Raw genomic sequence first — 23,090 nt, forward strand, 5'->3', positions numbered from 1 at the left:
ATTGTGTGCTTCACTGTGGAGCGTAAGCCCCCGACCCACCGAGAGGGATGGTTCTCCATGGACCCGCTCTACACCGCCGTCGCCACCGCCACCCACGGCCGGGACGGCCGCGCCGTCAGCTCCGACGGCAAGCTGGACCTCGCGCTCGGCTTCCCGGTCGAGATGGGCGGCGACGGCCGGGGCACCAACCCCGAGCAGCTCTTCGCCGCCGGGTACGCCGCCTGCTTCGGCAGCGCCCTCGGTGCCGTGGGCCGTGCCGCCAAGGTGGACGTCAGCGACGCCGCGGTGACCGCCGAGGTCGGCATCGGCAAGGAGGGCGAGGGCTTCGCGCTCGCCGTCACCCTCCGCGTCGAGCTGCCCGACAGCCTCGACGAGGAGACCGGCCGCAAGCTGGTCGAGCAGGCCCACCAGGTCTGCCCCTACTCCAACGCCACCCGGGGCAACATCCCGGTCGAGCTGGTCATCGAGTAGCCGCCGCGGCGGTCCCGACCCGCGCCAGCACCTCGCCGGTCCGCTCGCTCCACGCCACCACCACCGCCTCCTCGGGCACCGGCCGCCAGCGGGTCAGCAGCAGCCAGCGGACGTGGTAGCGGCGGACCACGGCGGCGCGCTCGGCGCGGGTGGCGTCCGGGGCCAGATAACCCTTGACGTCCGCCTCGCGCCGCCGCCGCTCCCGTTCGTCCAGGGAGGGGTCCGGCCAGGCGGGCGCGGCCAGGTTCGGCCCGTACCCGGCGATGGCGTGACCGGCGTAGTACCCGTCGGTGATCACCACCTCGCCGGGGCCGATGTGCCGGGCCGCCCAGGTGTACTCCGGCCAGCGCGGCGGCTGCGGGAAACCGGCCGGCACCAGCGCCCCCGCGTGCACGGTGAGCAGCCCGAGCAGGGCTCCGCCGCCCGCCGCCCACCCCAGCACCCGGCGCGCCGCGCGCCACGGCCGGGGCGCCGCCAGCTCCACGGCCAGGGAGAACTGCAACGGCACCAGGGTCAGGCCCAGGATGCGGCCGTAGGTGTAGTGCCCGCTGACCCAGCCGTACGCCACCACCAGGCAGTCAAGGACGAACATCAGCACCAGCGGGTCCCGGCGCGACCGGCGCCCGCGCGGCCACAGCGCGGGCAGCCCCACCACCACGGCCAGCCAGAACTCCCCGGGCAGGTGCCGGTACAGCGTGCGGTGCATCGCGTCCACGCTGTCGTCGCCGGCCAGCGCGAACACGTCGAAGTACGGCCACACCGCCGCCGTCAGCAGGGCCGTCCCGCCGGTCAGCGCCCAGCGGCCCAGCACCGCCCGCCGCCAGCGCGTCTGCCACCCCGCGACCAGGGCCACCGCGCCCAGCGCCGCCGCCACCGAGGTGATCGGGTGGATCAGCAGGACCAGTCCGTAGAGCACGCCGAGCGCGGCGTACCCGGGCAGCCCGCGCAGCCCGCCGGGGCCGACCCAGCGCACCCGGCGCGGGTCCCGGGCGCGGGTCCCGGTCAGCGCCCAGGCCCAGAAGGCCAGGCCGATCGCGAACGTCGACGGGTAGCCGAGGTTGCCCGTCATCGACATCAGCCCGAGGTAGCCGCTCCACCAGGCCCGCTCGGTGCCCCAGAGCAGCGTCATCGCGCCCAGCGCCAGCACCGGCGCCCACGGGCGGGCGGTCAGCATCCGGACGAAGCGGTTGACGCCGGTCAGCAGCACCAGCAGGTTCAGCGGCCCGGCGAGCCGCACCACCTCCCAGCCGCCCAGCCCGGTCAGCCGCGCGAAGACGCCCTCGGCCAGGGCGTACGGGGAGTAGTAGGCGCTGCCCGCGCCGGGCAGGTCGGCCATCGGGTGCCGGGGGTGGAGGAGGTCGGCCTTGAGGCGCTCGACGACGGCCGCGTGCTGCCCGGCGTCGCAGCACAGCGGCACCCGCCAGTAGGCCACCGTCATCACCAGCCAGAACAGCAGGCCGGCCGCCTGGTAGGGGGTGGGGCGCCAGAACCGGCCGCCGCGCAGCGCCGTGGCACCGTGGACGGCCCGCCGGACGAGGACTCCGGCGCTCACCGGGCGAACGAGGGGGGCGAGGGGGCGGGGAGCGTCTGGGGCATTTGCCGTATGTTCCCGGCCGCGTCAACGGCATGACATCACATCACCGTATCGAGTGATGATCTCTCTGTACGGAGATCGAACGATACGGGGACCGGTCGATACGGGAACGAGCCGGTGTCCGGAACGATCCGGTACGGCGATCAGCTCACCGCGCCCGCCCGGTCCGGGTGCCCCTGCGCGGGCAGCGGCACCCGGCCGCCCCGCACCACCGGTTCCAGGAGCAGCGGCACCCCCACGACCGGCAGCAGCCAGGCCAGGACGATCAGCCGTTCGCCCCAGATGCCGATGTCCGGGTGCCCGGCCTGGGTGAGGATGCCGGTGGCACCCGCCGCGACCAGGAACGCGCCGAACGCGGGCCGCCGCAGCGCGCCCCACACCCCGGCCGCCAGCGCCGCCGCGAACAGCGGTTCCCGCAGCTGCCGCCGCGACCACTCCGTCCAGAAGTTGCCCTGCAACTGCAGGAACTCCGGCCACGGGTCCGCCCGGTCCGGCCGGGCGAAGTGGCCGGTGAGCAGGTCCTGGAGGCTCTCCGACTCGGAGGGGTAGTGCAGCAGCCGGGCCAGCACCGAGGTCAGCAGGGCCGCCGCGAGGCCCAGCCCGGCCAGCCGCGGCACCGCCCGGCCGGGCGGCGTGCCCCGGCGCCGGCGCACCAGCGCGACCGCCGCGCCCGCCGCCGCCAGGCACACCCCGAGGAACAGCGCCTGCGAGTGCTTCACCGTGAACAGCAGCGCCAGCGCCCCGCCGACCAGCCAGTACCCCCGCCGGACGGACCGCCGCCCCTCCCGTCCGCCGCGCAGTGCCAGCGCGCAGCCCCAGACGGCCGCCAGGGTCAGCGCCATCAGCAGGCCCTCGGTCATCGGCCGCATGGCGGTCGTCCCGCACGGCAGCACGTAGTACAGCGCCTGACCGGTCAGCGCGAGCGGCACCGGGACCGCGAGGGTGCGCAGCACCACGAAGACCAGGACGCCGCCGGCCGCCGCGACCAGCACGCTCGCCGTCCACACCCCCCAGGTCACGCCGAGCAGCGCCACGAACGGCACCAGGAACACCGGATAGCCGGGCCGCGCCTCGAAGATCCGCATGAAGCGCTCCGGCATGAACGGCGCGGTGTGCCCGCCGGTCTGCCCGGCCCGCAGCCGCCGCTCCACGTTCGCCCACTCCCGTTCCCGGCAGCCGGCCGTCACCCGGGCGGTCGGGTCGGCCCGGTGGAAGCGGATCACGTGCACGCTCTGCGCCCGCTTCGCGGCGGCCGCCCGGCTCGCGCAGTAGTGCTCGATGGCGCCCGCCGCCGCGCCCCGCTTGCCCTCGCCGGACAGGCTCAGGGCGTACGAGAGGTAGTTCTTGGTGTCCGGGGTGTCCCGGCCGGTGACGTTCGCGAGCTGGAGGACCGCGAAGACGGCCGCCAGGACCAGCACCCAGGTGCGCGGCCTCACGAGGAGGGCAGCAGATCGCGGCCGGACGCGGCGCGGGCCCCCGGCACGGGCGCCGGCTCCGGCATGTCCTCGCCCAGCATCAGCGTGCGCACCACCCGCTCCGCCGCCCGCCCGTCGTCGAATGCGCAGAACCGCGACCGGAACACCGACCGCAGCCGGGCCGCCTCCGCGTCCCGCCAGGTCCCCGACGCCAGCAGCCACGCCAGCTCCCGGTAGGAGCGCGCCACATGGCCCGGCGGTTCCGCGGTGATGTCGAAGTAGGCGCCCCGGCTCGCCGCGTACGCCGCCCAGTCGTCGGCGTGCACCACGATCGGCCGGTCCAGGTTGGCGTAGTCGAACATCAGGGCCGAGTAGTCGGTGACCAGGATGTCGGCGGCGAGCAGCACGTCCTCGACGTGCGGTTCGTCGGTGGCGTCGACCAGTACGCCCCGCCGGTGCAGCTCGGACAGGCCCAGGCCGCGCGCCGGGCCGGAGGCCAGGGACGGATGGAGGCGGACCACGAGGGTGTGGCCCTCGCCGAGGTCGGCGGCGAGGCGGGCCGGGTCGATCCGGTCGACGTGCCCGCCCCGCCGGTAGTCCCTGCGGGTCGGCGCGTACAGCACGACCGTGTGCCCGGCCGGGATGCCGTGCCGCAGCCGGAACCCCTCCCCGGCGGCCTGGTCGCCGCGCGCCCGGACCAGCACGTCGTTGCGGGGGCTGCCGGTGCGGGCCGAGGCGAAGTGGCAGGGGTAGGCCCGCTCCCACACCAGCTCCGAGTGGAGGTTGGCGACCAGGCTGTGGTCCCAGCGGTCGGCGCGGCGCAGCATCTGCGGCACGTCCAGACCGTGCCGGGCGCCCGGCTTGCCCAGCAGGTCGACGCCCATGTACTTCAGCGGGGTGCCCTGGTGGGTGTGGATGTGGACGCTGCCGGGCCGCTTGCGCAGCGTGCCGGGCCAGTTGACGTTGTTGACGAAGAACGTGGCCCGCTCGGTGACCCGGCGGTACGCCGCGCTGCCGAGGACCACGTGCTCGGTGTCCGGCGGCAGTCCGGCGGCCAGCTCCTCGTCGCGCACCACCCACACGCCGCGCAGGTGCGGGGCGATCCGCCGGGCCTCCCGGTGGATGGCGGCGGGGTCGCCGAGCACACCCCGGTGGGAGAACGCCGAGTACACGGCGAGGTCCGGGTCCAGGGGCAGCCGGGAGCGCAGCGCAGCCGAGGCCCGGTGCGCGCGCCCGGCCGCCGCCGTACGGACCCGCCCGGCGCGCCGGGCCAGCGCCCGCCCGGCCCGCGCGCCCTGGCTGCGCGCCACGTACGCCGGGTAGCCCCGCTCCAGCACCCGCAGCTCCGGCGGGGTCCGGACGCCCTCCGGGCGGTGGGTACGGAACAGCTCGGCGGTCCGGCGGAAGAACTCGGCCTTGTCCGACGGGGGCAGCCGGTCCGGCTTGCCGAGGATGTCCAGGCAGTGCTCGCCCATCTTGGCGTGCAGGAACGGCCGCCAGGAGGCCAGCTCCGGCCGGTCCGCGACGTACGCGAAGACCCGCTCGTACTGGGCGTGCACGTCGAAGTGCTTGCGGCTGGTGGTGGAGAGGATGTTGCCCTGGCGGCGCTGGCGGTAGTTCAGGCAGATCCGGTCCAGCGTGGCGATCCGCCCGGCGCTCAGCAGCACCGGGAAGGTCCAGGGCGTGTCCTCGTAGTAGCCGGGCGGGAAGGCGAAGCCCTCGCGTTCGATGTAGTCGCGCCGGTAGACCTTGTTCCACACGACCATCAGCAGGTCGAGGATCTCCGGCCGTTCGGCGGCCGTGAAGACGGACCCGGCGGACTCGGCGAGGACGTGCGCGAGGACGTTGCGGCGGGTGCCGCCCCACCAGTAGGTGCGGGCGTAGTCGAAGACCAGGACGTCCGGTTCGGCCGTCTCGGCCAGCCGGTCGGCCAGCGCGCGCAGCGCCCCCGGGGTGAGGGTGTCGTCGCTGTCCAGGAAGAACAGGTAGTCGCCGCGCGCGTGCGGCAGACCGGCGTTGCGGGCCCGGCCCAGGCCCACGTTCTCCGGCAGGTGCAGCACCCGCACCCGGTCGTCGCGGGCGGCGTACGCGTCGAGGATCGCGCCGCAGCCGTCCGGCGAGCGGTCGTCCACGGCGATCACCTCGATGTCCCGGTAGGACTGCTCCAGGACCGAGTCGAGGCACTCGCGCAGGAAACCCTGCACCTTGTAGCAGGGGATGATGACACTGAAGCGGGGCACGGTCACTGGCTCCTCACAAGCGGGGTGGCGGCGGGGGCGGGCACGCGCTCGGCGAGCGGCGTCACGGGCGCGATCGCCTCCGGCGGCTCGCCCAGCAGCACCCGGCGCACCACGCGCTCGGCGGCCCGGCCGTCGTCGAACTCGCAGAACCGCTCCCGGAACGCGGCCCGCCGCGCCGACGACTCCGCGCCCGCGTACGCGCCGTCGCGGAAGACCCGCGCCAGCTCCTCGGGTGTCCGGGCGACCGGGCCGGGCGGCTCGGCCAGCAGGTCGAAGTAGACGCCGCGGGTCTCCCGGTAGACCTCCCAGTCGTCGGCGTACACCACGATCGGCCGGTCCAGGTTGGCGTAGTCGAACATGATCGACGAGTAGTCCGTGACCAGCGCGTCGGCGGCCAGGCAGACGTCCTCGGAGGATCGGTGCCCGGTCACGTCGATGACCCGGCCGGTGCGGCCGCGCGCCCCGCCCCGGTCGTAGAAGTAGTGGGCGCGCAGCAGCACCACCACGTCCTCGCCGGCCGCCTCGCAGAACGCCTCCAGATCCAGGCCGCCGGCGTCGAAGCCGGTCTCCCAGTCCCGGTGGGTGGGGGCGTACAGCACGGCCGTCGCGCCCTCGGGGACGCCCAGTTCGGCGCGGACGCGGGCCACGTCGGCGGCGGTCGCCGTGCAGTAGACGTCGTTGCGCGGATAGCCGTACTCCAGGTGCTCGTAGGAGCCGGGGAAGGCGCGCTCCCACATCTGGGTGGAGTGGCGGTTGGAGGAGAGGTTGAAGTCCCAGCGGTCCACCCGGCCCAGGAGCTTGCCGAAGCTGCCGGTGGCCGCGGCCACCACCGGGTACGCCGACTGGTCGACGCCCATCTTCTTCAGCGGTGTGCCGTGCTGCGTCTGGAGGTGGACGCTGCCGGGGCGCTTGACCACGCCCTCCGCGAAGTTGGCGTTGTTGACCAGGTACTTGGCGCGGGCCAGCACCTCCCAGGAGCGGCGGCTGCCGAGGACCGCGTGCTCGACGCCGGGCGGCAACGTCCGCTCCTGCCCGGCCTCCACCAGGAACACCGAGCGCAGGTGCGGGGCGAGTTCGCGGGCCTTGGCGTGGATCGCGGCCGGGTTGCAGGCGTAGCCGCGGCCCCAGTACGCGCAGTACACGACGAGGTTCTCGTCCAGCGGGCGGCGCAGCTGCACCCGGTACAGCAGACGGGTGCGCAGCCCGCGCGGGTACGGCACCGCGCCGCGCGCCGCCGTCACCGCCCGGTTGGCGCCCCGCAGCGCGCGGAACATCGCGTACGCCCCCCGGGCCAGCAGCCGGTGCTGCACGCCGAGGCTGCCGCCGGGCGGGCGGAAGCCGGCGGGGCGGTGGGCGGCGTACAGCGCGCTCGCCCGGCGGAAGAAGGCGCGGCGCGGGGAGCCCTTGCCGGGGCCGGTGCGCCGGGACGGCAGCCGGCGCGGATGGGCGGCCGTCTTCAGGACCGCCGCGAACACCTGCTCGAACAGGGCTTCGCGCCGCGCGTCGGACAGTTGCAGCGCGGCGGCCTCGGTGAGCACCAGCTCCGCCTGGTCCAGCAGGTCGGCGTGGTGCGCGCCCTGCTGGTTCAGCCGGCTGCCCTGGCGCCGCACCAGATGCCGTACGACGACCGAGCGGAGCACCGCCATCCGGCCGGCCGCCGCCGCGACCCGGCCGCCGAAGCCGACGTCCGTGAAGTGCCCGTCGGGGAAGGCCAGTCCGTGTTCGGCGAGGAAGACCCGGCGGTAGGCCGCGCTCCAGGCCGGGAGCTGGACGCCGGTCAGGCGGGGCGCGGCGTCCGGGGCGAAGGCACCGTCCGGGGCGCCGGCCAGCAGCGGGGCGGCCGGGTTGGCCGGCTCGCCCTCCCACCAGGGGGTGCGCTCGTGCTCGAAGTACAGCACGTCGACCTCGCCGGTGCGGGCCAGCCGGGCGTCCAGTGCCGTGAGCGCCCCGGGGGCAAGGGTGTCGTCGCCGTCGAGGAACAGCAGGTAGGTGCCGGTGGCCGCGCGGGCGCCGGTGTTGCGCGCCCCGGACAGGCCGGCCTCCGGCGGGGAGTGCACGGGCGCCACCCGGGTGTCGCGGGCGGCACGGGCGGCGGCGACATCGGCGGCGGGGCAGTCCGGCGTGCGGCAGACCGAGATCAGCTCGAAGTCGCCGAAGGACTGGGTGAGCACCGAGTCGAGGGCCTGGGACAGCCGCCCCGCCACCCCATGGGACGGGACGATGATGCTGAAGCGGGGCATGCGGTTCTTCCTGTGGGTACGGGTCGTGCGACGCGGTCCGGGACGTCCGGCGCGGTCAGGGGCGGTCAGGGGCGGTCGGGGACGATCGGGCGCGGTCGCAGCGCGTGGGGGACGGGACCGGCGGGCGCGTCCACGGCGGCGGCGCCGCGCGGCGGGGCGGGCGCCGTGCCCACCGGGAGCGGGGTGCCCGTCGGCGGGCCGAGCGTGGCCGGGGCCGGCACCGTGACCTGGAGCGCGCGCGGGGTCGCGGCGGGCGCCGGGCGGCGCCGGGCGAGCGGCGTCACCGGCAGCGGCTCGCTCTCGCCGAGGACGATCCGGCGGACGGCGCGCTCGGCGGCCCGGCCGTCGTCCCAGGGACAGAACCGCTCCCGGAACGCCGCCCGCAGCCCGGCGGCGTGCGTGTCGCACCACCGCCCGGAGGCGAAGAGGCCGACCAGCTCGTCCTCGTCCCGCGCGGCCGGCCCCGGCGCGACGGCCCGCAGGTCGACGTAGAGGCCGCGGGCCGCCTCGTACGCCTGGTGGTCTCCGGTGTGCAGCACGATCGGCCGGTCCAGGACCGCGTAGTCCACCATCAGCGGCGCGTAGTCGGTGACCAGGACGTCGGAGGCGAGGCAGAGCCCCGGCAGGTTCGGGTGTGCGGTGACGTCGACGACCCGGGCGGCGCGCGGGACGGTCCAGTCGCCCGGCCGGACGCCGGCCCCGGTGTCGCCGCGGGCCAGCACCACGAAGCGCGGGCCGAGGCGGCGCGCCAGGCGCTCCAGGTCGAGCGGGAAGCGCTGGCCGCGCCGGTGGTCGCGGCGGGCCGGGGCGTACAGGATCGCCACCGAGTCCGCGGGCACGCCGAGCAGCTCCCGCTGCCGTACCGTGTCCGCCGCCGTCGCCCGCAGGAAGACGTCCGTACGGGGCTGCCCGCACTCCACCACCGAGTAGGTGCCGGGGTGCACCCGAAGCCAGGTCAGGGTCGAGTGGCGGTTGGCGGAGAGCACATGGTCCCAGCGGTCGACGTCGCGCAGCAGGGCCGCGAAGTCCGTGTCCCCGGCGGCGGCCGGACGCTCCTGGAGGTCCAGGCCCGCGTGGCCCAGCGGGGTGCCGCCCTGGGTCTGCACCAGCACCTGGCCCCGGCGCTTGACCAGCCGGGGGTCGAACGGCGCGTCGCGCACCAGGTACTTGGCGCGGGCCAGCTCGGTGAACCAGGCGGCCGTGCCCGGCACCACCCGGCGCGGCCCCGGCGGTACCGCGTGCCGCAGCCCGGGGGCGACGGCCCAGGCCGTGCGGATGTGCGGCACCACCGAGCGGAACGCCTCCTCCAGCGCCCCCGGGTCACCGCCGTGCCCCCGGTCGTGGCGGACGGCGAAGAGGGCGCGGTCGGCGCGGACCGGCAGCAGGCGCTGGGTGCGGTAGTGCAGGCGGAGCACGCCGGAGCGCACGGCGCGCAGCATCCCGGCGGTGAGCCCGAGGAGACGGCGGCAGCCGGCCGAGGCGAGCCGCAGCACCCGGTAGGTGCGGTGCAGGCCGAGGCGGATCAGGCCGTGCCGCAGCCGGACGGGCAGCGGGGCGCGGGCGCCGGGGACGCGGTGGCGGCGCAGCTGGGTGCGGGCCCGGCGCAGGAACTCGGCGCGGACGCCGCGCGGCAGGCGGTCCCGCCGGGAGAACACCACCGCCAGATGGTCCGCCATCCGCCGGTACAGCACCGGCCGCCAGCGGTCCAGTTCCGGGTCGGAGTCGAGGAACGCGAAGACCCGGTCGTACTGGGCGAAGACGTCGAGGTGGCCCTCGCCGGGGGTGCCGAGGATGGAGCCGCGGCGGCGCTGCCGGTAGTGCACGCAGACCCGGTCCAGGGTGGCGATCGACTCCGCCCGCATCAGCACCGGGTAGGTCCACGGCGTGTCCTCGTACAGGCCCGGCGGGAAGGTGAAGCCGTGGCGCTCGACGAACTCCCGGCGGCAGGTCTTGTTCCAGGCCACCATCAGCAGGTGCAGCAGCTCGGGCCGGTCGGCCAGCCGGAACGGCGCCGGGCCCTCCTCGGCGAGCCGGGCGGCGGCCTGGTTGCGGACGGTGTCGCCGGTCCAGTAGGTGCGGGCGTAGTCGTAGACCAGGACGTCCGGGCCGCCGGTCTCCTTCAGCCGGTCGGCGACGGTCCGCAGCGCGTCGGGGGTGAGGGTGTCGTCGCCGTCGAGGAAGACCAGGTAGTCGCCGGTGGCCCGGCTCATCCCGGCGTTGCGGGCCGGGCCCAGGCCCCGGTTGGCGGGGAGGTGCACGGGCCGTACGCGCGCGTCGCGGGCGGCGAACTCGTCGATGATGTCACCGCAGGCGTCCGGCGAGGCGTCGTCGACCGCGATCAGTTCGAGGTCCGGGAAGGACTGGGACAGCACCGACTCCAGGCACTCGTGCAGATACGCCTGGACCTGGTACGCGGGGACGATGACACTGAACCGGGGCACGGGACATCCATGGGTCGGCGCGGGCGTTCGGCCCGGCAACGGCCAATGGAGTGACTTGGTTACGGCCGCTACGGCATATGGGGGACCCCGGTGAACGACAGAGGGGCGGACCGGTGAGGCCCGCCCGCCGCCCGCCGCCCGCCGCCTATTTGACGGCGCCGGCCATCACCCCGGACACGAACTGCCGCTGGAACGCGAAGAACACGGCCAGCGGGACCACCATGGAGATGAACGCGCCGGGCGCCAGCACGTCCACGTTGTTGCCGAACTGCCGTACCTGGGTCTGCAACGCGACCGTGACCGGCTGGTTCCCGGAGTCGGTGAAGATCAGCGCGACCAGCATGTCGTTCCACACCCACAGGAACTGGAAGATGCCGAGGCTCGCGATGGCCGGCCCGCCCAGCGGCATCACCACCCGCGCGAACAGCCGCAGTTCACCCGCGCCGTCCAGCCGGGCCGCCTCCAGCAGCTCGCGCGGGATCTCGGCGAAGAAGTTCCGCAGCAGGAACACCGCGAACGGCAGTCCGAAACCGACATGGAAGAGGATCACCCCGAGCAGCGACCCGAACAGGCCGACCTTCCCGAACAGTTCGGCGATCGGGATGAGTGCCACCTGCACCGGCACCACCAGCAGCCCCACCACGCCCAGGAACCACCAGTCCCGCCCCGGGAACTCCATCCAGGCGAACGCGTACCCGGCGAGCGACCCGATGACGACCACCAGGACCGTCGCCGGGACCGTGATCAGCACGGTGTTGACGAGCGAGTCGGTGATGTCGCCGTTGGCCAGGAGGTCGGAGTAGGCGGAGAAGGTGAGCCGCGACGGCTCGGTGAGCACGTTCCACCAGCCGTCCGCCGCCATGTCCTCCGGGCTGCGCAGCGACGACAGCAGCAACCCGACCGTCGGCACCAGCCAGAACAGTCCTACGACGATCAGCACCACCCGCACCAGGCCGCCGCCGGCGCGCTCGGCGAGCCGCGAGGCCAGCGACCGCCGGGGCTTCGCGTGGGAACCGGCTTCCGCGCTCATCGCCGCACCTCCCGCCGCAGCCGCCGGACGTTGAACCACATCACCGGGATGACCAGGAGCAGCAGGAACACCGAGATAGCGCTGGCGATGCCCGGCTGGTCCTCGGAGAAGCCCTTGCGGTACAGCTCCAGCGCCAGCACGTTCGCGTCGTCCTGCGAGGAGCCCGGCGCGATGATGAAGACCAGGTCGAAGACCTTCAGCACGTTGATCATCAGGGTGACGGTGACGACGGCGAGGACCGGCGCCAGCATCGGCACCGTGATCCGGCGGAACACCTGCCACTCGCCGGCCCCGTCCACCCGGGCCGCCTCGAGGAGTTCCCGGGGCACGCCCGCGAGTCCGGCCGCGATCAGCACCATGGCGAAACCGGCCCACATCCACACGTACGAGCCGATGACGGCCGGGGTGACCAGGGCCGGGCCGAGCCAGTCCAGGCCGTTGTACGCCTCCTCGAAGTTGTCGCCGGGCAGCCGCAGCAGCGCCCCGTCCGCCTCGGCCGGCAGCGTGAAGGTGCCGTCGCCCGCGGCGGTGGCCGACGCGACGACCTTGCCGTCCTTGACGGCCTCGATCCGCATCCCGCCGTAGCCCACCTCGGTCCCGTCGACGCCGTTGAGGGTGCCGACGCCCTTGCCGCGGGTGAAGTCCTGCCAGGTGGTGCCGGTGACCTTCCCCGGCTCGGCCTTCGGCGCCGCCGCCTTCCCGGCGCCGTCCGGCAGCTGGTCGGGGGCCACACCGACGAGCGGCAGCGCGACCGGCGTGCCGGCCCGGACCGGCTCCTTGGTGACGAACGCGCCCCCGCCGGCCGCCCGGAGCGGCGACTCGCGCCCCGGATGCGCCTTGGGGAACGCCGACGACTGGGCGAAGGTGTCGTGCACCCCGACCCACACCGCGTTGGCGACGCCCTTCTCCGGATCCTGGTCGTACACCAGCCGGAAGATGATCCCGGCCGCCAGCATCGAGATCGCCATCGGCATGAAGACGACCAGCTTGAACGCCGTGCCCCAGCGCACCCGTTCGGTCAGGACGGCGAAGACCAGACCGAGCGCGGTGGCGACCGTGGGCGCGAACACCACCCAGATGATGTTGTTCTTCAGCGCGGTGCGGATGCCGTCGTCGGTGAACAGCGCCTCGTAGTTGTCGAATCCGGCGAAGCCGTCGCCGGACTGGTCGTAGAAGCTGCGGATCACCGAGTACCCGATCGGGTAGACCACGAGCGCGCCGAGCAGGACGAGGGCGGGCAGCAGGAACAGCGCCGCCACCGCCCTGCGGGTGCCGGTGACGCTCTTGCGCGACCTGGGGGCGGCGGGGCCCGGTGGGGTCCCCGCCGCTGCCGTCGACGCCATCGCGTCAGTCCCCGTAGGCGGCCGCCGCGTCCGCCTCCAGCTTCGCCTGGGTGCCCGCGACGTCCCTCGGGTCGTTCAGGAAGTCCTGGAGCGCCTTCCACTCGCCCTTGCCGGGCGTGCCGCCGAACGCCTGCGGGGCCTGGTCGGACATGTCGAAGCGGAAGTCGTCACCGGCCTCGATCAGGGCCTGGGCCATCTCGCGCTGCACGTCGTTCGGGTACGCCGACATCTCGACGGCCTTGTTCGGCGAGAGGTACCCGCCGAGCCGCGCGTGGACCGTCGCCGCGTCCGGCGAGGCCAGGAAGGTCGCCAGCGCCTGCGCGGCCTTCGAGTCGTTCAGGATCACGGCCGCGTCGCCGCCGGAGACCACGGGCGCGCTGTCGCCCACCGCCGGGAACGGGAACACCTTGGCGTCCGTGCCCACCTCCGCCTTGGTCTCCCCGATGTTGACCTGCACGAAGTCGCCCTCGTAGACCATGCCGGCCTTGGGCTGGTCGCCGCCGGTGAAGGTCTGCGTCACCGAGGCCGGGAACTCCGTCTGCAGCGCGCCCTTGGCGCCGCCCGCGAGGTACTCCTGTTTGCCCCAGATCTCCGCGAGGGTGGTCAGGGCCTCCTTCACGGACCGGTCCGTCCACTTGATCTCGTGCGCGGCGAGCTGGTCGTACTTCTCCGGGCCGGCCTGGGAGAGGTAGATGTTCTCGAACCAGTCGGTGAGGGTCCAGCCGTCGGCGCCGCCGATCGAGAACGGCGTGACCCCGGAGTCGTAGACGGTCCGCGCGGCGGTCAGCAGCTCGTCCCAGGTCTTCGGCTCGGCGGCGCCCGCGTTCTCGAAGACCTGGTTGTTGTACCAGATCAGCGACTTGTTGGCGGCCTTGTAGTAGACGCCGTAGCTCTTGCCGTCGACCTTGCCGATGTCCTGCCAGCCCTGTGAGTAGTTCTCGGCCAGCTCCTTGGCGGCCGCGGCGCCCAGCGGCTTGGCCCAGCCCTTCTCCACGGCCTGCTTGACGGCCCCGGGCTGGGGGAGCAGGGCGAGGTCCGGCGGCTTGCCGCCCGCGATCTTCGACCCGAGGAAGTTGATGATCGGGTCCTGGGCGGGTACGAAGGTCACCTTGGCGCCGGTGCGCTTCTCGAACTCCGCGAGGACCTGCTTGAAGTTCTTCTGCTCCGCGCCGGTCCAGACCGCCGCGATCTCCAGGGTCTCGCCGTCCAGCTTCGGGAGGTCGACGGTGACGGGTTTCTCGTCGGGCACGGTCTCCGCGCCGCCGCCGTCATCGTCGCCGCCGCATCCGCCGAGCGTCAGGGCGAGCCCCGTCGCGACGACGGCCGCTGCGGCTCTCACGGTCCTGCGTGTCCGGATGGTGCCGGTGGTGCTGCCTGTGCGCATCACTGCCCCGTTCTTCGGCCTCGTCGAACGCCGTGCGCTGTCCCGTGCGCTCTGGTGTACGCCAGGGGGGTGAGGGCGGCAAGACCGCGTCCCTTGTCAAGTGGGCGATCGTGACCGCGTCGTGACGGTACGACAGGTCCGGGGCGCGCGGGTCGGAGCAGCGGTGCGCGGGTCAGAGCAGCGACGGCACCTCCGCCGCCGACACCTGGCGGGCCGCCCGCTCCAGCGCGCTGGCGAGCAGGGCCAGGTCGGTCGGGCCGTTGCCCAGTTCGCGCACGGGGCGGCGGGCCGGGGGGTCGCCCATGCGGTGCCACTCCAGGGGGACGACCGTCGGGCGCAGCGTCGCCGTGCGCGGGATGCGGCCGGTGACCCGGCCGCCCTGGAAGGTGACCGTACGGCCGTCCGGGCCGGTCAGCCGGCCGCGCCCGGGGGCCGGTTCGTCCGGGCCGGGGACGGGCGGGTCGAGGGTGACGCGCAGCTCCGCCCGGCGGGCCGGCTCCGTCTGGGCCGTACGGCTGTCCGGGCCGGTGGCGGCCACCAGGTGCACGCCGAGCCGCTCCCCGTCGCGGGCGACGGCCTCCAGGGCCCGCATCACCGACCCGGCGGCGGGCCGGCCCGGCGACCCCAGCGGCGGCGTGACCAGCGCGTCCAGGTCGTCGACGACCACGACCAGCCGGGGCAGCGGCGGCGCCGCCTCCGCCTGCCGCCGGGCCGCTCCCGGCCGCAGCCGGATCGTCGCGGTGGGCGGCGTGTCCAGATCGGCGGCGCCCGCGCCCGGCGTCCCCCGGGACCCGGCCGTGCGCTGGGCGACCATCCGGCCCGACACCTCGCGCCCGGTGTGCCACTCGGCGAAGTCGGACCGGCCGAGCAGCTCGGCCCGCCGCTTCAGCTCGGCGCTGAGCGCCTGGGCGAACTCCCGCATCCGCAGCGGGTCGTTGGCGGTCAGGTGGGTGGTCACGTGCGGCACGTCCGTGCAGACCCCCAGGCCGTCGCCGGGGCCGCCGTCCGCGCCCCGGCCCGCGCTGTCCCGGCCGTCCACCAGCACGATGCCCAGGCGGTCGGGGCGCTCGGCCGAGGCCAGCGACGCGACCAGCGCCCGCAGCAGCTCCGTACGGCCGCTGCCCGGCGGGCCCTCGACCAGCAGGTGCGGGCCCTCGGCGACGAGGTCCACGCCGACCGGGCCGCGCGGCCCGGCGCCGAGCACGCCGTGCGCCCGGCCGCCGAGGGCCCCGGCGTCGTCGGCGGCGTCGGCCCAGCGGGCCATCAGGGACGCCGGGGTGGCGCGGGCCAGGCCCAGCTCGTCCAGGAGGCGGGCCGCCTGCGGCAGCGGCGCCGACACGCGCGCGTGCCGCTCCCCGGAGCAGCCCTCCGGGCGCAGCGGGGCCAGCGCCCGCGCGAACCGCTCCGCCCAGAAGAGGGAGACGGCGTCCACGGTGGCCAGTGTGCCGTGGCCGACCGGACCGGCCGGGGCCGCGCCCGCCGGCGCCACCCGCAGCAGCCGCAGGGCCGTCGCCACGTCCCCGCTGAGCAGCGCGACCGCGCCGCAGTGCCGGAACACCGGCGACGCCGCGCAGGCCGCCTCGTACGTCCGGGTCACCGGTGAGGCCGGGGAGGCGGCGGAAGTCTCGGCCAGGCACACCACGTGGATGCCGGCCCGCGGGCCCTCCAGGGCCAGCCGCGCCAGGTCGGCGCGCGCGTCGGCGCCGGGGACGTCGCCGTCCACGACGACCACGGTGTACGGGCCGGGGGAGCCGGCCGAGGACTCCTCGGTGTCACCGGCGCCGTCCGGGCGGGCCCAGGAGGGCCGGGGGCCGGGGGGTGCCACCGGGCGGACGCCGGTCCTGGCCTCCGCCAGGTGGTCCTCCAGGCGGCGCAGCAGTTCCTGGGCGCGGGCGGTGGCCTGGTCGTGGTCGTGGGCGAGCAGCAGCCGGCAGTCCTGGCCGTGGCCCGGCCGCAGATGGGGCAGCCAGCCCAGCCAGGACCACTCCGCGGTCCGCTCGGGCAGCGGCCGGGCAGGGTCCGCGCTGATCAGGACGATCTCCAGCGCGTCGGGCGAGTGCAGCGCGGCGAGCTGGGCCAGCACCGCGCGGGCCAGTCCGGCCAGCCGCTCGCGCGGACCGGCGAGGCCGAGCGCCCCCGCCTCGCGCAGCCCGGCGGTCACCGGGACCGCGGGCAGCGGGGCGGTGCCGCCCGGGGCCACCCGGTCGGCCGTGCCGAGCCGCACCGTGAGCGCCTCCGGGTGTCCCGGCGCGCGCTCCCACAGCCGGGGGCCGGGACCCAGCGCCGTCAGCAGCAGCGCGGCGGGGTCCGGCCAGGTCTCCGGCGCGGGGGCGGGCCGGCCGGGCGCCGGCGCGGCGGAGAGGTCCGCGGCCGGCGTGTCGTACGGCGTCCCCGCGGGGGCCGGCTGCTCGCCGCGCCCGCCGGTCAGCCGCCGCGCCCAGGCCGTGAGCCCGCCCCGCCGCCGCACACCCTGCGGTACGTCGGTGCCGCGCAGCGGCGTCCCCTTGCGTCCGCCGCCGCCCCGGCCCTGTGGATGTCCGCTGCCGTCCGGAGCGGCGTCGGGGAGGTCCGACCGGCCGCCGTGGGTGGGGCCGGCCCCGCCGCCCGCCGCTCCGGTGTGCGGGGGAGCGGCCGGGTGCGGCGCCGGGGCGTCGGCGGGGTGTCGCTCGATCCGCGGGGCACCGCCCTGCTCCGGCACGGCCCGCCCGGCGGCGCGCGGCGCCGGGCGGGCCTCCGGCGTCCGACGGGCGGCGGGCTCCGGGTGCCGGCCGTCACCGGGGGCCGCCGCGCGGTGACCGTGCCCGGGGGGCCGCGGCGCGCCGCCCGCTCCTTCCGCCGGCCCGTCGGCGTCGCGCCGGGAGGAACCCTCCCGGACCGGGGAGCCGTCCCGCCCGGAGGTGCCGTCGCGGAACGAGGTGCCGTCCCGCAGGGAGGTGCCCTCGCGCCGGGGGGAGCCGTCCCGCGCGGGTGAGCCGTCCCGCACCGCGAGGCCGTCCCGCACCTCGGCGTCGGGCACGCGCGCGTGTGCCGTACGGCCGTGCTCCTCCCCGGCCGTGTCACCCGCCCGCCCCGGCCCCGTGGCGCCGGCCTCCGGTGAGGAGCCGCGGGCCCCCGGCACGAAGGCGCCGCCGCCCGACGCGGAGGCCGCGTGTGCGGAGACCGCGCGCGGCGAGGCGGGGCCACCCGGGCCGGCCCCGGTGTCACCCGACGCGGCCCCGGTGCCCTCCGGCCCGCCCCCGGCCCCCGCCGCTCCCCGCAGCCCGTACGCCTCGCCGTACCCCGTGGTCGTCCCGGCGGCCGGGCGCATCGGCACCCGTACACACCCCTCGCCGTCCGGGGTCGTCTCCACCCGGGCCGCCGCGCCCCGCGCCGGCACCAGCCGCAGGGCCGACTCGCCGATCCGCAGCAGCGCCCCCGCCGGGAACCGCACCGGGCGCTCGCCCACGGGCGTGCCGTCCAGCGTGGTGCCGTTGGTGGAGCCGAGGTCGGCCACCGAGACGCGGCCGTCGGCCGCGACGGTCACCGCGCAGTGCGCCCGGGAGACGTCCGGGTCGTCGAGGGCGACGTCGGCGTCGGCGGCGCGGCCGATGTGGATCTGCCCGCCGTGCAGCAGGTGGACGCCGCCCGCGTCGGGGCCCGCGACGACGTGGAGCAGGGTCGGGGCGTCGGCGGACTCCGGATGCGGCTCCGGATCGCCGGGAGCGCCGACGCACAGCACCGCCCCGTCGACCAGCGGGGGCTCGCCCAGGGTGCAGCGCTGGGCGTCGAGGCGCCGCTCGCCCGCGTACAGCACCACCGAACCGGAGCCCGTGGCGTCGGCGCCCGGGACCGCCGAGGCGAGCGCCGGCGCGACCGTGGCGAGGGCGGTGCCGGCGGGTGCCGTGACCAGCACGTCACGGCGGACGGGGAGGCCGGGCGCCGCGGGGGAGGTCGGTCCCAGCGGGTCTACGACGGTCAGCCGGATCTGCATCGCCGTCAGCGGTCCCTTCTGCGCGGGCGCCCGCGCAGAAGGGGACGAAGCCGCCCCGCGGTCCCCCACCGCGGACTTCCCCCGCCGCCGCACGCGCACGTCGGCCAGTACTGCACGCATCCTCGCACCTGCCACTGACAGCGCGCCCGCCTTCGACCGTCAAATGATCTTGATTGGTCGGCTCTGCCCTCAAAAATGCCTGACGAGTGCCCTCAAGGTGATCGTTCGAAGCCCTCCTGGGATCGGTCCCGTCCGGGTCCGGCAACCAGGAGACCGCCTCGCGCGTCTTTCCCCCGAACACGTGCCGGAAGCGGAGCGCGGCCACGGCCGGGCGGGCGGGGCACGGGGACGCACGGCGGGAGCGCGGCCGGACGACAGCCCGGTGCCGTACTCCTCGGCACTACAGTGGGTCGGAACAGCCAGCAAGCGACAGGGAGCCATCACGTGCGGCCGGTAGGCAGCAAGTACCTCCTGGAGGAGCCGCTCGGACGCGGTGCCACCGGCACCGTCTGGCGAGCCCGTCAGAGGGAGACCGCGGGCGCCGAGGCGGCCGTGCCCGGACAGCCCGGCGAGACCGTCGCGATCAAGGTCCTCAAGGAGGAGCTGGCGAGCGACCCCGACATCGTGATGCGCTTCCTGCGGGAGCGCTCCGTCCTGCTCCGGCTCACCCACCCGAACATCGTCCGGGTCCGCGACCTGGTCGTCGAGGGCGAGCTGCTGGCGCTGGTCATGGACCTCGTCGACGGCCCCGACCTGCACCGCTACCTGCGCGAGAACGGCCCCTTCAGCCCGGTCGCCGCCGCCCTGCTGACCGCCCAGATCGCCGACGCGCTCGCCGCCAGCCACGCCGACGGCGTCGTCCACCGCGACCTCAAGCCGGCCAACGTGCTGCTCAGGCAGACCGGCGGCGAGATGCACCCGATGCTCACCGACTTCGGCATCGCCCGCCTCGCCGACTCGCCCGGCCTCACCCGCACCCACGAGTTCGTCGGCACGCCCGCGTACGTCGCGCCGGAGTCCGCCGAGGGCCGCCCGCAGACCTCCGCCGTCGACATCTACGGCGCGGGCATCCTGCTGTACGAGCTGGTCACCGGCCGCCCGCCGTTCGCCGGCGGCTCCGCGCTGGAAGTCCTGCACCAGCACCTCAGCGCCGAGCCCCGCCGCCCGTCGACCGTCCCCGACCCGCTCTGGACGGTCATCGAGCGCTGCCTGCGCAAGAACCCCGACGAGCGCCCCAGCGCCGAGAACCTCGCCCGCGCCCTGCGCGTCGTCGCCGAGGGCATCGGCGTGCACGCGAACTCCGCGCAGATCGGCGCCGCCGAGGGCGTCGGCGCGCTGCTCGCCCCCGACCCGGCGCCCGCGCCCGTCCCCGACACCCCCGGCGCCGCCGACCCGACCCAGGTCCTCCCGCAGGGCCAGGCCGGCGCCTACGACCCCAACGCCGCGACCAGCGTCCTGCCGCACACCGGCACCCCGGCCGGCGCCGCCGACCCCACCGCCGTGCTCCCGCACACCGGCGGCCCGGCCGGCGCGCCCGATCCGACGGCCGTCATGCCGCCGGTTCCCCCGGGGGAGCCCGGCCAGGGAGCCGGACCGGACGACCCGCACCCCTGGCAGAGCCAGCTCCGCGCCGCCCGCGACCGCAACGAGCAGACGCAGGTGCAGTACCTCGACCCGAACGAGGACCCGCTGCGCCGCCGCCCCCAGCGCCAGGTCGCCCGCCCCCAGGAGCCGCCCCGCCGGCAGCGGCCCCCGCAGGGCCACGCGGGGCAGCAGCCCCGGCAACCGCAGCAGCAGCCCCGGTACGCCACCCCGCAGCCGCCGCCCCCGCCGCAGCGGTACGCCCCGCCGCCGGCGCCCGAGCCGCAGCCGCCCCGGCGCGAGCCCCGGCCGCCCCGGCAGCGCAGCGCCAACCCGGTGCGCATCCCCGGTCTCGGCTGCCTCAAGGGCTGCCTGGTCACGATCGTCGTCCTGTTCGTGGCCGGCTGGCTGGTCTGGGAGCTGAGCCCGCTCCAGGAGTGGATCGGCACGGGCAAGGGTTACTGGGACCAGCTCACCACCTGGATCGGCGACGCCACCGACTGGGTCCAGGACCTCGGCGGCGGCTCCGCCTGACCCGTCGCCCGCCCCGCCGGACGGCGGGGCGGGCGATTTGTCGACTTCCCGTGGGTGATTTCCGCCTCGGAGGTGAAGGCCGGCTCCCCGGACGCGTAGCTTTGTCGGCAACACGCGTCGGTAGGAGCAGTCTTGGCACGGAAGATCGGCAGCCGGTACACCGCCCACCAGATCCTCGGTCGGGGCAGCGCCGGCACGGTGTGGCTGGGCGAGGGCCCCGAGGGACCCGTCGCGATCAAGCTGCTGCGCGAGGACCTCGCCTCCGACCAGGAGCTGGTGGGCCGCTTCGTCCAGGAGCGCACCGCCCTGCTCGGCCTGGAGCACCCGCACATCGTCACCGTCCGCGACCTGGTGGTCGACGGCAACGACCTCGCCCTCGTCATGGACCTGGTCCGCGGCACCGACCTGCGCACCCGCCTGGACCGGGAGCGGCGGCTGCCGCCCGAGGCGGCGGTGGCGATCACCGCCGACGTCGCCGACGGACTGGCCGCCGCGCACGCCGCCGGGGTCGTCCACCGCGACGTCAAACCGGAGAACATCCTCCTCGACATGCGGGGCCCGCTCGGCCCCGGCGGCTCGCACCGCGCGCTGCTCACCGACTTCGGTGTGGCCAAGCTCATCGACACCCCGCGCCGCACCCGCGCCACGAAGATCATCGGCACCCCGGACTACCTCGCCCCGGAGATCGTCGAGGGCCTGCCGCCGCGCGCCTCGGTCGACATCTACGCCCTCGCCACCGTCCTGTACGAGCTGCTGGCCGGGTTCACCCCGTTCGGCGGCGGCCACCCCGGTGCCGTACTGCGCCGCCATGTCACCGAGACCGTCGTCCCGCTGCCCGGCATCCCGGACGAGCTGTGGCAGCTCCTCGTGCAGTGCCTGGCCAAGGCACCGGCCTCCCGGCTGCGTGCCTCCGAGCTGGGCGCCCGGCTGCGCGAGCTGCTGCCGCTGCTGGCCGGGATGCCGCCGCTCGACGTGGACGAGTCCGGCGGGGACCATCCCGATGACGAGAGCGCCGAAACCGCCGACGCCGCTTCCGGGGACGCCGCCGACCGCGGCGGCCGGGAGCCGTCCGCCGGGCCCGCCCGGGACGGGGCGGCGGGCCGGCGGCGCGGCGCGGTCCCGCTGGTGCCGGGGGCCAGGCCCACCGGCTCCCACCGCGACACCCACACCTCCATGCGCGTCCCCGCCCCCGACGAGCTGGCCGGTCCCGCCCACGGCACCGCCCGCGCCCCCCGCGCCAGCGGCGCGCCCCGCCCCGGCTCGGCCCGCAACCGGGCCACCGCCCGGCGCCGCCGGATCGCGGTCGGCGCCGGCGCGGTCGCGCTGCTGGCGGCGATCGGCGTCGGTACCTGGCTGGCCACGGACGGTGACGACACCGGCATGGGCCCCCAGGACACGCGGAACTCGGCGCCGGACACCCCCTGAGGCCGCCGCCCGCACGGTCCGGCGTGGGTCGCCCGGCGGAGCCGTTACGCTGGAGGGCGTGGCAGTCGTCGATGTATCCGAAGAGCTCAAGTCCCTCTCCTCGACCATGGAGTCGATCGAGGCCGTTCTGGACCTCGACAAGCTGAGGGCAGACATCGCCGTGCTCGAGGAGCAGGCGGCCGCGCCCTCCCTGTGGGACGACCCCGAGGCGGCGCAGAAGATCACCAGCAAGCTCTCCCACCTCCAGGCCGAGGTGCGGAAGGCGGAGGCGCTGCGCGGCCGGATCGACGACCTCGCCGTGCTCTTCGAGATGGCCGAGGAGGAGGACGACCCGGACACCCGCGCCGAGGCCGAGTCCGAGCTGACGGCCGTGAAGAAGGCGCTGGACGAGATGGAGGTCCGCACCCTCCTGTCCGGTGAGTACGACTCCCGGGAGGCGCTGGTCAACATCCGCGCCGAGGCCGGTGGCGTGGACGCCGCCGACTTCGCCGAGAAGCTTCAGCGGATGTACCTGCGCTGGGCAGAGCAGCGCGGCTACAAGACGGAGATCTACGAGACGTCGTACGCGGAGGAGGCCGGCATCAAGTCGACCACCTTCGCCGTGCAGGTGCCGTACGCCTACGGCACGCTCTCCGTCGAGCAGGGCACGCACCGGCTGGTCCGCATCTCGCCCTTCGACAACCAGGGGCGCCGGCAGACCTCCTTCGCGGGCGTCGAGGTGCTGCCCGTGGTCGAGCAGACCGACCACATCGAGATCGACGAGTCCGAGCTGCGGGTGGACGTCTACCGGTCCTCCGGACCCGGCGGCCAGGGCGTCAACACCACGGACTCCGCGGTGCGCCTCACCCACCTCCCCACCGGCATCGTCGTCTCCTGCCAGAACGAGCGGTCGCAGATCCAGAACAAGGCGACCGCGATGAACGTCCTCCAGGCCAAGCTGCTGGAGCGGCGCCGCCAGGAGGAGCAGGCCAAGATGGACGCGCTCAAGGGCGACGGCGGCAACTCCTGGGGCAACCAGATGCGTTCGTACGTCCTGCACCCGTACCAGATGGTCAAGGACCTGCGCACCGAGTACGAGGTGGGCAACCCGGAGGCCGTGTTCAACGGCGAGATCCAGGGCTTCCTGGAGGCCGGGATTCGCTGGCGCAAGCAGCAGGAGAAGTAGCCGCAGCGCATTCACGCCGCTTTGTCGACAAGGCAACTGACGCTTTCACGGCGTCAGTTGCCTTTTCCCTGTGGGTGATGTCCGGGTTTTACATCACACTCACAGTCTTTGTATCCGGCATACGCCCCGTACCTGGACATCGCGTACGCAATGGCCTTGACGTTGCCTTTAAAAATGGGAAAGGTGATGCGCGGCATGCGTGTTTCCGGGGCGCATGTGAACCGGGGGAACTTCACAGTGCAGCTACCTCCGTCGAT

General features: G+C 75.4%; 13 protein-coding genes. 4 read left to right on the plus strand and 9 right to left on the minus strand.

The features are described from left to right. Positions 1 to 57 precede the first annotated feature (57 nt). Entirely contained in the window at positions 58 to 471 is a 414-nt protein-coding gene (locus Sdagh_RS27775; RefSeq protein WP_189423269.1) for an organic hydroperoxide resistance protein, read from the plus strand. On the opposite strand, the gene Sdagh_RS27780 is transcribed toward Sdagh_RS27775, so the two are convergent. The 9 genes from Sdagh_RS27780 to Sdagh_RS27820 form a co-directional block, all read right to left on the minus strand. Beyond that, positions 461 to 2,023, minus strand: coding sequence for a hypothetical protein (locus Sdagh_RS27780; RefSeq protein WP_190078442.1), 1,563 nt, complete (start codon positions 2,021 to 2,023; stop codon positions 461 to 463). The two genes, Sdagh_RS27775 and Sdagh_RS27780, sit on opposite strands and share 11 nt — an antisense overlap. Before the next feature lie 185 nt (positions 2,024 to 2,208). Continuing rightward, the gene (locus tag Sdagh_RS27785) at positions 2,209 to 3,501 is read right to left on the minus strand and encodes a hypothetical protein (RefSeq protein ID WP_190012015.1); all 1,293 of its coding nucleotides are present in this window, start codon (positions 3,499 to 3,501) and stop codon (positions 2,209 to 2,211) included. Further along, a complete protein-coding gene (locus Sdagh_RS27790) occupies positions 3,498 to 5,720 on the minus strand; it encodes a bifunctional glycosyltransferase/CDP-glycerol:glycerophosphate glycerophosphotransferase (RefSeq protein ID WP_190078441.1) in 2,223 nt (740 codons plus the stop codon). Before Sdagh_RS27790 ends, Sdagh_RS27785 begins: the two co-directional genes overlap by 4 nt. A gap of 2 nt (positions 5,721 to 5,722) precedes the next feature. Beyond that, positions 5,723 to 7,960: a bifunctional glycosyltransferase family 2 protein/CDP-glycerol:glycerophosphate glycerophosphotransferase gene (locus Sdagh_RS27795; protein WP_190078440.1), complete on the minus strand. Its 2,238-nt coding sequence runs from the start codon at positions 7,958 to 7,960 to the stop codon at positions 5,723 to 5,725. A gap of 65 nt (positions 7,961 to 8,025) precedes the next feature. Beyond that, positions 8,026 to 10,401, minus strand: a complete 2,376-nt coding sequence (locus Sdagh_RS27800) for a bifunctional glycosyltransferase/CDP-glycerol:glycerophosphate glycerophosphotransferase (RefSeq protein WP_190012018.1) — start codon at positions 10,399 to 10,401, stop codon at positions 8,026 to 8,028. Between the two features lie 145 nt (positions 10,402 to 10,546). Then, a complete protein-coding gene (locus tag Sdagh_RS27805) occupies positions 10,547 to 11,431 on the minus strand; it encodes a carbohydrate ABC transporter permease (RefSeq protein WP_190012019.1) in 885 nt (294 codons plus the stop codon). Then, complete coding sequence (locus Sdagh_RS27810) at positions 11,428 to 12,774, minus strand: carbohydrate ABC transporter permease (RefSeq protein WP_189423290.1); 1,347 nt, start codon at positions 12,772 to 12,774, stop codon at positions 11,428 to 11,430. The genes Sdagh_RS27805 and Sdagh_RS27810 overlap by 4 nt, the downstream gene beginning before the upstream one ends. Before the next feature lie 4 nt (positions 12,775 to 12,778). Then, positions 12,779 to 14,158, minus strand: a complete 1,380-nt coding sequence (locus Sdagh_RS27815) for an ABC transporter substrate-binding protein (RefSeq protein WP_190078439.1) — start codon at positions 14,156 to 14,158, stop codon at positions 12,779 to 12,781. A gap of 172 nt (positions 14,159 to 14,330) precedes the next feature. Next, positions 14,331 to 18,128: an FHA domain-containing protein gene (locus Sdagh_RS27820; RefSeq protein ID WP_190078461.1), complete on the minus strand. Its 3,798-nt coding sequence runs from the start codon at positions 18,126 to 18,128 to the stop codon at positions 14,331 to 14,333. A gap of 444 nt (positions 18,129 to 18,572) precedes the next feature. Here Sdagh_RS27820 and Sdagh_RS27825 point away from each other — a divergent pair, with 444 nt between their 5' ends. From Sdagh_RS27825 to prfB, 3 genes are all read left to right on the plus strand, one after another. After that, positions 18,573 to 20,243: a serine/threonine-protein kinase gene (locus Sdagh_RS27825; RefSeq protein ID WP_189423306.1), complete on the plus strand. Its 1,671-nt coding sequence runs from the start codon at positions 18,573 to 18,575 to the stop codon at positions 20,241 to 20,243. 132 nt (positions 20,244 to 20,375) lie between these two features. Further along, complete coding sequence (locus tag Sdagh_RS27830; protein ID WP_190078438.1) at positions 20,376 to 21,668, plus strand: serine/threonine-protein kinase; 1,293 nt, start codon at positions 20,376 to 20,378, stop codon at positions 21,666 to 21,668. 58 nt (positions 21,669 to 21,726) lie between these two features. Further along, positions 21,727 to 22,833: a peptide chain release factor 2 gene (gene prfB / locus Sdagh_RS27835; protein ID WP_189423312.1), complete on the plus strand. Its 1,107-nt coding sequence runs from the start codon at positions 21,727 to 21,729 to the stop codon at positions 22,831 to 22,833. Positions 22,834 to 23,090: the final 257 nt, after the last annotated feature.

It is taken from the genome of Streptomyces daghestanicus (assembly GCF_020521275.1).
Classification (GTDB): Bacteria; Actinomycetota; Actinomycetes; order Streptomycetales; family Streptomycetaceae; genus Streptomyces; species Streptomyces griseoviridis.